The 11,700-nt window shown below is 49.8% G+C and carries 11 protein-coding genes and 1 riboswitch; of the genes, 7 read left to right on the top strand and 4 right to left on the bottom strand.

The genetic code is table 11. The features are described 5' to 3' along the window. Positions 1 to 100: 100 nt before the first annotated feature. Complete coding sequence (locus MHB71_RS22210; RefSeq protein WP_017690853.1) at positions 101 to 577, top strand: GNAT family N-acetyltransferase; 477 nt, start codon at positions 101 to 103, stop codon at positions 575 to 577. Between the two features lie 47 nt (positions 578 to 624). Continuing rightward, entirely contained in the window at positions 625 to 1,695 is a 1,071-nt protein-coding gene (locus MHB71_RS22205) for a Gfo/Idh/MocA family oxidoreductase (protein WP_047840275.1), read from the top strand. Positions 1,696 to 1,785: 90 nt separating this feature from the next. Here the strand turns inward: MHB71_RS22205 and MHB71_RS22200 are convergent, their stop codons facing one another. Both MHB71_RS22200 and MHB71_RS22195 read right to left on the bottom strand, forming a co-directional pair. Next, positions 1,786 to 2,154: a hypothetical protein gene (locus tag MHB71_RS22200; RefSeq protein ID WP_036668594.1), complete on the bottom strand. Its 369-nt coding sequence runs from the start codon at positions 2,152 to 2,154 to the stop codon at positions 1,786 to 1,788. A 149-nt stretch (positions 2,155 to 2,303) separates the two neighbouring features. After that, positions 2,304 to 4,889: a UvrD-helicase domain-containing protein gene (locus MHB71_RS22195; RefSeq protein ID WP_340027722.1), complete on the bottom strand. Its 2,586-nt coding sequence runs from the start codon at positions 4,887 to 4,889 to the stop codon at positions 2,304 to 2,306. Between the two features lie 349 nt (positions 4,890 to 5,238). On the opposite strand from MHB71_RS22195, the gene MHB71_RS22190 reads away from it, so the two are divergent. After that, positions 5,239 to 6,060: a zinc ribbon domain-containing protein gene (locus MHB71_RS22190; protein WP_340027721.1), complete on the top strand. Its 822-nt coding sequence runs from the start codon at positions 5,239 to 5,241 to the stop codon at positions 6,058 to 6,060. A gap of 73 nt (positions 6,061 to 6,133) precedes the next feature. Beyond that, positions 6,134 to 6,940: a helix-turn-helix domain-containing protein gene (locus MHB71_RS22185; protein WP_340027720.1), complete on the top strand. Its 807-nt coding sequence runs from the start codon at positions 6,134 to 6,136 to the stop codon at positions 6,938 to 6,940. 268 nt (positions 6,941 to 7,208) lie between these two features. On the opposite strand, the gene MHB71_RS22180 is transcribed toward MHB71_RS22185, so the two are convergent. Beyond that, complete coding sequence (locus MHB71_RS22180) at positions 7,209 to 7,901, bottom strand: NUDIX domain-containing protein (RefSeq protein ID WP_340027719.1); 693 nt, start codon at positions 7,899 to 7,901, stop codon at positions 7,209 to 7,211. Between the two features lie 79 nt (positions 7,902 to 7,980). Between MHB71_RS22180 and MHB71_RS22175 the strand changes: the two genes are divergently transcribed. Continuing rightward, complete coding sequence (locus tag MHB71_RS22175) at positions 7,981 to 8,283, top strand: hypothetical protein (protein ID WP_017690846.1); 303 nt, start codon at positions 7,981 to 7,983, stop codon at positions 8,281 to 8,283. 242 nt (positions 8,284 to 8,525) lie between these two features. On the opposite strand, the gene mscL is transcribed toward MHB71_RS22175, so the two are convergent. Next, the gene (gene mscL, locus MHB71_RS22170) at positions 8,526 to 9,020 is read right to left on the bottom strand and encodes a large conductance mechanosensitive channel protein MscL (RefSeq protein ID WP_340027718.1); all 495 of its coding nucleotides are present in this window, start codon (positions 9,018 to 9,020) and stop codon (positions 8,526 to 8,528) included. A gap of 271 nt (positions 9,021 to 9,291) precedes the next feature. Next, a riboswitch (purine riboswitch) is annotated at positions 9,292 to 9,391 on the top strand. Positions 9,392 to 9,691: 300 nt separating this feature from the next. Here mscL and MHB71_RS22165 point away from each other — a divergent pair. Together MHB71_RS22165 and MHB71_RS22160 are read left to right on the top strand one after the other, a co-directional pair. Further along, a complete protein-coding gene (locus tag MHB71_RS22165) occupies positions 9,692 to 10,279 on the top strand; it encodes a xanthine phosphoribosyltransferase (protein ID WP_036613196.1) in 588 nt (195 codons plus the stop codon). Between the two features lies 1 nt (position 10,280). Continuing rightward, the gene (locus MHB71_RS22160) at positions 10,281 to 11,642 is read left to right on the top strand and encodes a nucleobase:cation symporter-2 family protein (RefSeq protein ID WP_076329702.1); all 1,362 of its coding nucleotides are present in this window, start codon (positions 10,281 to 10,283) and stop codon (positions 11,640 to 11,642) included. Positions 11,643 to 11,700 lie beyond the last annotated feature (58 nt).

Here is an 11,700-nt window from a genome sequence, read left to right as displayed (position 1 = left end):
CTTGTATTGCAGGTTATCCGCAGCAGGATCAGGTTAATTTCAGGTAAGTGGCCAAACCTTTGTCCTATTTCACATTCGAGTACGAGGAGGAACGGATTAGATGAGTGATATGTTGGTAGCGCTCTATCGTTTGCCGGAGCAAGAGAGTGGACTGAGAGCGCTGGAGGAATCCTCCATTGTGATTCGAAGAGCCATTGCCCCAGAAAAACAGCTTGTACTGGATTGGGTGAGGTCACATTTTAGTCAGGCTTGGGTGGATGAATGTGAGGTCGCTTTTGCGCGTCAGCCAGTGTCCTGTTATATTGCGGTTGAGCATGGGAAAATGATTGGATTTGCCTGTTACGAAGCGACATGTCGCAACTTCTTTGGACCGACAGGTGTGAGCCAGGATGCACGGGGCAAAGGTGTAGGCACAGCCCTGTTACTGGCCTGTATGCATGCGATGAAGGCGGACGGTTACGGGTATGCCATTATCGGATCAGCGGGACCTGTGGATTTCTATGCCCGGACGCTGGGTGCCGTGAAGATTGAAAATTCAACGCCGGGTATTTACGAAGGCATGCTGCGGGCAGACTAGAAGATAATGATGTTCTGGAAGCTGTGGAAAAGGAAGGGAGGACGATGATGAGCACGAAACAAATGTTGCACATCGGAATGATCGGTACGGGATCAATCTCGGATCTTCATATGAGGTGTTATGCCAAAAACGAGGATGCCGTCATCTATGCGATCTGCGATCTGAACGAAGAACGGGCTAAAGCTGCGGCACAGAAGTATGATGCTCAATCCGTGTACACCGATTATCGGGAGATGCTGGAGGACCCGCATGTGGATGCTGTCAGTATCTGTACCTGGAATAATACACATGCGGAATTTGCCATTGCTGCATTGGAGGCAGGCAAGCATGTGTTGCTGGAGAAACCGGTCGCAACCAATGTGGAAGATGCACTGCGGATTGAAGAAGCGGTGAAGAAGAGCGGACGTACGTTTATCGTTGGTTTTGTGCGGCGTTATGATAACAATATGCAGATGATGCGCAGATTCATAGATGCCGGGGAGTTTGGTGAACTGTATTATGCCAAAGCCTCCATTCTGCGGCGTCACGGCAATCCAGGCGGTTGGTTTGCTGACAAAAGCCGTTCCGGCGGTGGCCCCCTGATTGATCTCGGCGTACATATTATCGACCAATGTTGGTACCTCATGGGCAGGCCGAAACCTGTTTCGGTCAGTGGTAATACGTATCGGAAGTTGGGCAATCGTGCCCATATTGAACATCTTTCTTTTTACAAAGCAGCCGACTACAGCGCAGCTGTGAATGACGTAGAAGATATGGCGAATGCGCTCATTCGGTTTGAAAACGGGGCTTCGCTGGCGGTGGATGTGAGCTTTACCCTGCATGCACGCGGAGATGAATCTTCGGTGAAATTATACGGCGAGCGTGGTGGGTTCGAACTGGAGCCGGAGACACTGATCGTCACGGAGAAAAATAATACCATCCTGAATATTGAACCCCAGACGGACAATACGGGTCTCCATATTCATAGTGCATTCCAGAACCAGATTGACCACTTTGTGGATTGCTGCCTGAACGGTACAGAGCCGATCAGCCCAATTGCGGATGGTGTGGCTTCCACGCGCATGTTGTGCGGAATCTACGAATCCGCTGAGAAAGGGCAGGAGATTCGTCTGGATTGAGTTCATTTTACATGGCAGTTGTCCTTCGGCATATTAAAAAGCATGCGTCTTCCGCGTGATCTGCGGTTACGCATGCTTTTTGGCATCAGGTCATTTATTCAGTGGTGAATTCTCGTATCCAGGGTCATCATAATCCGTATCCTGCAGCCTTGGAAGCACGTTCATGGTTTCAATTGCCTGCCGGGTATCCGGCGTGCCGTGGTCATACAGAAAGGTGTACAGCAAGGTCATGCCATCCGAAAACTGCTCCGTTGCCTCATCATGGTCTGCCGATTTGTAGGGTACCGGAGCCCGTTGCAATGTATAGGCATCGTCATCCTCCAGCACCTTCATCAGATCTTTCAATCGGCCCAACTGTTCGTCATCCACCAACACCTCAAAGGGTGTAGATTCGTTCTTTGTTTGCTCAATAAGATTATGTGTTACCGATACATACAGATGTTGTTTGCCGTCCTGCATATTCCAACCCCCATTCTGAAATGGAAAAAAGACGCTTCTACTGTTAATAAACAGCAAAAAGCGCCCTGAAACGAGCTACTATGCTCGTGTGTTATTTACTCATCCACATGTTCAGTCACATATGACCAGCCATTACCTTTTCCTTTGAGTTATTTCCCAAATCTCCCCGTTACAGGAACCTGGCGGGTACCGGCCTCCATTGATCCTGAACACAGGGGACAGGCGGGAGGGCCCGATGAAGCTTTCTTGTTTGTTTTTGAAGAAGGCACAGCCGGCTTCTGTCTTAGCCACGCTTTACAGGTGGATGAACTGCACTTCCATACCGCAACGGTCTCCGTACGCTCAGCATTACCTGAACCTGAAGTGTGCGACTGCGAACTGGAGGAACTCGCAGCTGTCTGACTCACACCCGGAGTGCTGAATGCCTTATGGTTGCGAATTTCACCACTGCCACGCCGTTCACCGAGGCGATCCTCATCACGTTCGTTGTGGACCTCGTAGTCTCGACGGTCACTGTGGCTGATGGCACGACGCTGTGCCACATCCCGACCTTCGGAACGGGCACCTGAGCCGGACGAGCGGGCATACTGTCCGTTGCCTTTACCATATGAAGCCTGACTGCTCGTCCGGCTCTCCTCACGAGGTTTGCGTTTGTCCGGTACTTCCATGCCGAAGGCTTCAAGCAGGAAACGGGACACATCCGCTGGTTTTCCGTGATGGCTCGCCGGTGAGGTGACATACAAGTACTGCTTGGCCCGTGTGATGGCAACGTAGGCGAGCCTGCGTTCTTCCTCCAGCGCCATGTCCAGTTCGGCATCTGTCTGCTGCACAGCAAGCGCAGCTTTCTGATCCTCAGGAATATCCTGACGCAGTGCGGTACTGTGAGGCACAATGCCTTCACTGGCTCCGATCCAGTACACACAAGGGAACTCCAGTCCTTTGGCCCGGTGAATGGTCATCAGCTGTACCGCGTCACTATCCTGCGCACGACGCAAAGATTCCATCTCACGGTGTCTGCGGGACAGCTCATCCGCGAATTGGATGAACTCTTCTACCGTTTCGAATTTTTTGACAGCAGCTTCGAATTCATCCAGAGTTTCCAGCATCGTTTCCTTATAGTGGGTGAAGATGCTGGGATCACCACTTTCCATATACTTGTCGTAGAACTGCCTGCGCATCTCCTGAATGGCGATGATGGGTTTTAGTTTGTGCAGTGATTTGATCAGTTTGATGCGTTCTTTGACCTGTTCCTGCTGAAATGGTTTCAGCTTTTCCCATTTCACCAGATGGATGAGCGGATATTTCTTCGCCTGTTGTTGTTCACAACGCTGTATCCATTCCAGACCCGCATCGCGTGAGACGTAGAGCGGACCCAGTGCACTTGGAAGAGCATCCATGGCTCGTGGGTCAAGGGACAGACGCAGATGATCCATCAGGGGTCTGATGAGAGACTGGTCATAGAACACCGGAGAAGCACCATGCTGTACAAAAGGTACATCTTTCAGCACAAGCTGCTCGAATACAGCCCGGCTGCTGCTGGCTGTCCGGTGAAGAATCGCAATATCGCGATAGGTGTGTTGTCCTTCTTCAACCTGCTGGCACAGCTGGTTTACGACCCACGCTGCTTCTTCCTCCGCATTGGAGGGTGTAGCGAAACGGGGGGCATCGCCGCGGTTTCCAGCGGCACGTAGCCGTTTGTCACGTCTGCGTTTATTGCGGGCGACCAGTTCACTTCCGAGTCCCAGAATGCGTGCATCACTACGATAATTGATATCCAGCGTCACGATGCGTGCACCGGGGTATACTTTATCGAATTCCAAAATTGATTCCTGGCGTGCGCCATTAAAGGTATAGATCGTCTGGTCATCGTCTCCCACAACCATCAGATTGCGGTGAGCGGAAGCCAGTTTTTGCACAATTTCATACTGCAGATGGTTGGTATCCTGGAACTCATCCACCATAATGTACTGGAAACGCTTCTGAAGCGGCCCCAGAACAGCAGGATCACGAAGCAGCGCGGCTGCCCGTAGTAATATATCATCAAAATCCATTTTGCCGCGATCCTGCTTCCAGGCTTCGTAACCAAGCAGAACACGCTTGGCATCGCGTTCTTCCTGCGATTTTTCAGGCAGATCGGTTGTTTCCGATCCTTGCATCTTCCATGCGGACAGCATGGCCAGCAGACTTTCAGGCTGGAAGGCTTCACTCATGCGATTTTGGCGAAGAAGCATCTTCAGTACGGTATGTTGGGCTCGCGACTCGCCAAAGATCTCTTCCTGCACACCGTAATGACGCAATAATGTCAGCGCAAAAGAGTGGAAGGTGCGAGCCTGTACGGCTCTCGCGGCTGTCGGGCGTATGCCTGGCAATGCGGCGATCCGGTCTTTCATCTCGGTGGCGGCTTTGTTCGTGAACGTCACCAGCAGGATACTGCCTGCATGTACGCCACTGACCTCTATGAGGTAGCCGGCTCTTGCAGCCAGTACAGTTGTTTTGCCACAACCGGCTCCGGCGAGCGTCAGAATCGGTCCTCTGCCGTGACGGACTGCCGAGATTTGTGGTGCGTTTAACTTGATGCCGGCCTCTTCCAGAGAACGAAAATAAAAGGCATCCTGTTGCTCATTACCCACGAGTTGCCGACTGGTCTCCAGCGGAGCAGACGGGGACTGGGGCAGGGACGCCGCCGGGGTAACCCCGAGCGGACGGGGGTAGAACGTTGAGTTCGGACTTAACATGTTTCATCCACCTCTGTATGCATTCAGGGATAGGACTATCCCGGCTAAAAGTAAACCATTTGCCCTTTTCACAATCGCATTGTAAATTGGTATGATAGAGTTAGTCGCCTAATCAGGCGGTTAAGTATGGTCAAAGCTTCATTATACCCGAACATATGGTCTTGACGAAAGCCCCCGATTTCATCCAGTATCGGTATAAAACGGGCACCTGCACGAGATTACGCAACTTTTTGGCATGATATCGTATAAGTTATATGCCTGAGCATTTTGCATGAAAGATGTAATATGCTAATTTACTACTAAATAGAAATGATAATATTGGTTTTGACGGGACAGAGGAGGAATGGTCATGAAACTGCTTCAGCGCATCAAAGACGGAGCGAACAAAGCAACAGAGCGTGCCCAACACGCCGTTGAGATTGGGAAACTGAACAACCAGATTGTGGGCTTGCAACAGGAACAGGAAGTCCATTTTACAGATATGGGTCGCATCTTCTATGAGGGTTATCGGGCACAGGATATGACGCGTGCGGAAAAAGAAATGGTGGATCTGTCGCAGCTCTGCGACGAATTGCAGGACGAGATTGATAGTCTGCGCAACAAGATTGCACAACTCAAGAACGAACGGTTGTGCGAGTGTGGACACGTCGCTTCCCTGGATGCCAACTTCTGCCCTAAATGCGGACGCAAGTTGGGTGAACTCAAGACAGCAGCGCCTAAAGTAGCAGCAGGAGTCGCAGGAGCCACCACAGCCACCACAGCCGCAAGACAGGAGGCAGCTGTAGCTCAGACCCCAACTCCAGAGCCGGACTTCTACGATGCGCCACCTGAGTTGGAACTGGAGGAAGACGAGCCGTACCATACGGTCATTCCGTCCATAGCGGATCTGGAAACGGAATCGGAATATAACAGTACGGAATTTACTCAGGAAGAAAAGGAAGCGTTTGATGCCGAGTGGGAACGTCGCAGAGATGAAGAGATGCAACGGGAACGTGAGCGTCAGCAGGAACTGGACGAACGCATCCGCTACTGGAAAGAAAACAACCCGATCGTGAACACGGTGGACGTACAGACCGAAGTATCACGCGAAATGGTGAATTGTCAGATTTGTGCAGCCGAGCTGCCCAAAGGGTCGAAGTGGTGCCCGCGCTGTGGTGCCGAACAGATCTGATCTGATGCAGTAGAAGCACTGCCGCATCAGTGTGAGGCAGTGCGGGTTGCTGACAGCATGGGGGGACGGGAATATGGACCAACTGCTGCATCATTTGCGTCATCTCGGATTTACCGAGATGGAATCTAAAATTATGGTGGAACTCGCCCGTCAGGGATCAGCCTCAGGATATGAGGTTGCGAAGCGGCTGGGCGTGTCCCGTTCCAATGTATATGCGACCCTGCAACGGCTGGAACAGCGTGGATTCTTGCGGTGTAGTCCTGGGGAACCGGCGAAGTATAGTGTGCTGAAGCCAGAGGAGATGACACGTATGATCTCCGATCAAATGCGTACCTCGCTGGATTATGTTCAGAGCAGCATGCCCAAAAGTGAACCGGAGAAGCCTGTCTTCTATAACGTCGAAGGTGACAAAAATGTGTTTGAGAATCTGAGCCGTGAATTGGCCGAGGCTCAGCATGAGATTGTCGTAGACGTTTGGCGTGAAGAGGCAGAGCTGCTGCGTAATGACTTACAGCAGGCTGAAGCTCGGGGTGTGCGGTTGTTATGGTCGTGTGATGGTGGCGAAGGCATGATCGATCAGCCTGTCCCTTGGCCGGGTTTGCCTATGTATGGTACAGGTAATGGTCGGAAATTTTCCCTGGTGGTCGATCGCCGCTGGTGCATGTTAGGCATGCGCGGTGAATCATGCGCCACACAGGCACTAGTTACGGAGCATCCGGTAATGACCGGACTGCTGCTGAATCATTTTGCTCAAGAGCTGGTGTTGTACGAATTGGAACAGGATATGGGGGATGAACTGGAGTCCTGCTATGGGCACCGGTACGAAGAACTCTCTGCGCGTTATTGGTCTTCTCCTTCAGGAGAAGGTGACCAGAGCTAGACAGATCGGCGACTAATCACCTCTGATGGAGTGAACATGCCAGCACATAGGTACCTATCTTGACGAAACGAATACGTGTGTACATAAAGCAGGCGCTGCCCAAAGGCAGACGCCTGTTTGTGCTGGTTTGAGATATGACAGTGATGTTCGTCACAGCATCTGTTTCCAGTCAAGTCGATAGTAAAGGTATGAAGTTACGCTATTTTTGAGAAAATGAAGCTATGAACATTCGATTGAACTGGATCGGGTTGAACAGGATCGCACATGATCACTCTTTTGGCACGTGATATAGAGCTTCGAGCACATCCGTATAATAAGCTGTACCATGGGGTACAAATTCCGTTGCCCGAATCTCGCGAACGATACGTTCCGCTTCATCAGCTGCATGATCACTTAATGGGTCCTTATGACCGATGGAATGTGGCGGTGATGTCAACGGCTGAGTCTGAACTCCGGTAGCTTGAATGACGTCGATCTCATTACGAAACAAAGCGAGTAGATCATCCAGCGGCACTTCATACAGGCTATCCACCTCGCTAGGCTGCAGAACGTAGGCTTCGAGCGGCTGGTTCAGACATAATCCATAGACGGCGCTGAATTCCCGATCTATGAATGGGACACCACGCACCTCTCCTTGGAGCTGCTGTGTAGCCGTGAGTAGATAGGTTAGTGCCTCGAATGGAGTATAAACACCCAGTTCTTCCTCCAGCTCACGACTGGCGTCTTGCAGTTGTTCACCTGCGGTAAGATGACCTGCTGCTGTAATGTCGTAACATCCGGGGAAGGTATCCTTAATATCACGCCGCCGCTGAAAAAGAACCCGTCGTTGCTCGCCTTCGTCACGCACGATCCAGCAGTGGAATGAACGGTGCCAATATCCTTTGGCATGGACCTCGCTGCGTAGTGAAGTGCCGATCCAATTTTGCTGATCGTCATAAATGTCGAAACGTTCTGGGGTCATGAAACGTATCTCCTTATATAGCAGATTTTAAAGTTCAAAATTTCACAAAGTATGTTTTAAACGAAAGGGGAACCATCGTATGGAATGCATTGTACACTTTCAGGTGATTTATCCGCAACCTCAGGAACGTAAAAGTCTTAGAGGACTTATATTTGTAGGGCAAGGTCAGGAACCGGCTAACAGTCAGTTAAGCAGCATGTTTAAGGATATGGGATTTAATGTACGTTTGGAAGATGAGGCCCAATTGTTGTTCAAGCCAGTGGATGCTTCGGCAAACTTTGAATATATTCGTGTGACAGAGCTTGATACTGGGGAAGAAGTTTACAAAGAAGATAAAGATCTGAAGTCGATCCTGGAGCATTTGTTGCCACGCCGCTTCTAATTCATGAGCATGGCCGCAAATGAAATTCATGGGGGAGCATATGTAATACATGTATGTTAGGCACAAAAAAAGGCCCCACCTTTACGGTGGAACCTTCAAACCTTTAAGCTACGCAACCCATAGTTAATGAAGCCCATATGGCTAGCTTTTCATACATAAACCCTAGCACGTAAGAGGTTGTCCCCCGCATCAGGATTTATATCCGTAATTCAACTCGGTGCGTCTTTAAACCTTCATCGTGATTATGCTAGAGTACCGGTGCCTTCAGCTTCGAGCTCTGAAGTACAGTGCGAGCAGCGGGTGGCCGCGGCTGGAATTTCTGATAGGCAATACTTGCAAGCCTTGGTCGTTTTTTGCGGCTCGGGCTTTTTGTGTTCTTTGCTTTTGATGTAGTTGATGCCCTTCACAAGCATGAAGATACAGAACGCAACGATAAGAAAATCAATCATGACGTTGATGAACTGACCATAAGCAATCACGGTAGCCCCAGCTTCGTTGGCTTGAGCGAGGGTGGTGATGTCCTGTCCGTTTGCTGTTTTAATATCCCCGTCCAGGTTGATGATTTTCTGACTGAAGTCGATTCCACCCATCAGTTTTCCAACCGGGGGCATGATGATATCATTCACAAGGGATGTGACGATTTTACCAAAAGCAGCCCCAATAATGACACCGACCGCCAGATCGATGACGTTGCCGCGGACGGCAAATTCCTTGAATTCGTTAAGTACGCCTTTCATGTTTGCATATCTCCTTTGATCATTCAATTCAAAATGTAGGCCGCGTTTCCATCCATTCTCCGTTCAGATCCGCGCTTCCGTTCTCATATTGTACATAAAAAATAGATTCCAATCACCCCCTGTTTGCAAATTAAGACAAGTTTCCGCAACTTCCATGAAAATACTTCTTTATTTCACGCCGTCGATTCGGTATACTTCTAACATTGTCAGTTATGTTTAACCTTTTACATTCAGGTTCGCGATCATACATTGTAACGAATCATGGAGCCAAAAAATTAAATATGCCGTTACTCGTATATGTGCAGGAATAGGCCTGCATGTCTCTACCTGATCACCGGAATGATCGGACTACGGGAAAGATGTTGCAATGTTTTGTATGGTTGGCATGAGATCATTCTCAGACAGTTTGACTGAAGAGCAGGTTCAAGTGGCTTTTATCTGTTTCTGATTACACTGTTTGAGGTTTCTCAGAGCAGGATTGAACTCCTGTCATTCTGTCCATCCAGTACACTTGCGGCATCCATACGGCTTGTCCATATACGTACAAGTCCGTCTTTCCCGTCTCCGGTTATTCCGCAGCGTGTGAAAAGGCGGGCTTTTTGCTTTTTTACCATGCGATTGGAAGAGCGTGTGAGCTTCTGTGCGGAGGGCATTCAGGGGGAAGAATTACAATGCAATTGTTAAAAGACAAGGTAAGACAGGAAGGTATTGTCCTGTCCGAGCAAGTACTCAAAGTGGATTCATTCCTGAACCACCAGATGGACCCGGTTTTGATGAAGGAAGTAGGTAAAGAATTCATTCGCCGCTTTGAAGGTGAGAATATCACACGTGTGCTGACAATTGAGTCGTCAGGGATCGCACCGGGCATCATGACTGCGTTGGAGCTGAACGTGCCGCTGATCTTTGCACGGAAGCAGAAGTCGCTCACACTGACGGAAGACATTCTGGTGGAGAAGGTCTACTCCTTCACGAAGCAAGAGACCAATGAAATTACCGTTGCCAAGAAGTTCATGAAGCCTGGTGATCGCGTACTGATCATTGATGATTTTCTGGCGAATGGCGAAGCAGCATTTGGTCTGGCTCGCATTGTGGAGCAGGTTGGAGCCGAAGTGGTGGGTATCGGTATTGTTATTGAAAAAGCTTTCCAGCCGGGAGGTCGCTTGCTGAAAGAAGCAGGATACCGTGTGGAATCATTGGTTCGCATCGGGGCACTGTCGGATGGACAGGTTACATTTGCGGACGAGGAGGGCACGAACTAATATGGCACGCGAACGTATTTTTCAACGTCATCGGCATCCAATCAAAACGTTCTCCCTCGGACTACAGCACGTGCTTGCGATGTATGCAGGAGCTGTTGTTGTCCCATTGATCGTTAGTAATGCATTGGGTTTTACACAGGAACAACTAACCTATCTCATTGCCATTGACTTGCTCGCATGTGGTGTGGCTACACTGCTTCAGGTATGGGGAAATAAATATTTCGGCGTAGGGCTGCCTGTCATGCTCGGTTGTGCATTCCAGGCCGTGTCTCCGATGATCCTAATCGGGATGAACAGTGGGGTATCTGCCATTTACGGAGCGATTATTGCCTCAGGGCTGTTCGTATTGATCTTCTCCGGAATCTTTGGAAAGCTTATTCGGCTCTTTCCACCCGTGGTTACGGGTTCGGTGGTTACGATCATCGGTTTAACCTTGATTCCCGTTGCTTTCCACGATCTGGGCGGCGGTCAGGGATCAGAAGATTTTGGCAGCGGAGTTAATCTCATGCTCGGTTTTGGCGTGCTGCTCTTTATCATTCTAATGACTCGTTTTACAACCGGTTTTATCCGTTCCATCTCAGTATTGATTGGTCTGCTTGTAGGTACGATTGCGGCAGGGTTTATGGGCGAGGTTAATTTTGCCCCTATTCGCGATGCAAGTTGGTTCCACGTTGTTCAGCCGTTTTACTTCGGTACACCGACATTTGAGATTGTACCGATCCTGACGATGATTCTGGTGGCGATTGTCAGCGTGGCCGAGTCCACAGGTGTATTTATGGCTCTGGGCAAAATTCTGGACAAGGACTTGTCCTCCAAGGATCTGGCGCGCGGTTATCGCGCAGAGGGTCTAGCCATTGTGTTAGGTGGTATTTTCAACTCATTCCCGTATACAACGTATTCGCAAAATGTAGGACTGGTACAGATGACACGTGTGAAGACACGTGATGTCATTGTAGTAGCTGGTGGAATCCTGGTGGTCATTGGATTTGTACCAAAAATTGCAGCCCTCGCACAGCTCGTTCCAGGGGCAGTACTTGGCGGAGCCATGGTGGCCTTGTTTGGCATGGTGGTATCATCAGGCATTCGGATTATCGGCAGTCAGGTTGATCTGAACCGACATGAGAATCTGTTTGTCATCGCTTGTTCTGTAGGTATGGGGCTTGGGGTTACCGTTGTACCTGAGTTGTTCGCAGGTGCACCGGCCTGGGCTCAGATTATGCTCGGTAATGGTATCATTGCAGGCAGCTTCACGGCGATCTTCATGAACCTGCTGTTTAATGGTCTTGGTACCAAGGAAACGGCTGCCAAGATGGCTGAACAACAGGCAGATGCCATCCTTGGAGAGACGGGCAAGTCAGCTTAATTAACCGAATTAGGCTAGGCTTATTATCCAGCAGTATTGTTATGTTAACTGTTATAAA

Source organism: Paenibacillus sp. FSL H7-0940, assembly GCF_037979415.1.
GTDB lineage: Bacteria > Bacillota > Bacilli > Paenibacillales > Paenibacillaceae > Paenibacillus > Paenibacillus amylolyticus.
The sequence above is the reverse complement of the archived record's forward strand: the minus strand, read 5'-3'. Positions and strand labels throughout refer to the sequence as shown.

Coding starts and splice junctions, on each gene's coding strand:
- MHB71_RS22210 (WP_017690853.1), top strand. CDS start 101: ATGAGTGATATGTTGGTAGCGCTCTATCGTTTGCCGGAGCAAGAGAGT.
- MHB71_RS22205 (WP_047840275.1), top strand. CDS start 625: ATGAGCACGAAACAAATGTTGCACATCGGAATGATCGGTACGGGATCA.
- MHB71_RS22200 (WP_036668594.1), bottom strand. CDS start 2,154: ATGCAGGACGGCAAACAACATCTGTATGTATCGGTAACACATAATCTT.
- MHB71_RS22195 (WP_340027722.1), bottom strand. CDS start 4,889: ATGTTAAGTCCGAACTCAACGTTCTACCCCCGTCCGCTCGGGGTTACC.
- MHB71_RS22190 (WP_340027721.1), top strand. CDS start 5,239: ATGAAACTGCTTCAGCGCATCAAAGACGGAGCGAACAAAGCAACAGAG.
- MHB71_RS22185 (WP_340027720.1), top strand. CDS start 6,134: ATGGACCAACTGCTGCATCATTTGCGTCATCTCGGATTTACCGAGATG.
- MHB71_RS22180 (WP_340027719.1), bottom strand. CDS start 7,901: ATGACCCCAGAACGTTTCGACATTTATGACGATCAGCAAAATTGGATC.
- MHB71_RS22175 (WP_017690846.1), top strand. CDS start 7,981: ATGGAATGCATTGTACACTTTCAGGTGATTTATCCGCAACCTCAGGAA.
- mscL (WP_340027718.1), bottom strand. CDS start 9,020: ATGAAAGGCGTACTTAACGAATTCAAGGAATTTGCCGTCCGCGGCAAC.
- MHB71_RS22165 (WP_036613196.1), top strand. CDS start 9,692: ATGCAATTGTTAAAAGACAAGGTAAGACAGGAAGGTATTGTCCTGTCC.
- MHB71_RS22160 (WP_076329702.1), top strand. CDS start 10,281: ATGGCACGCGAACGTATTTTTCAACGTCATCGGCATCCAATCAAAACG.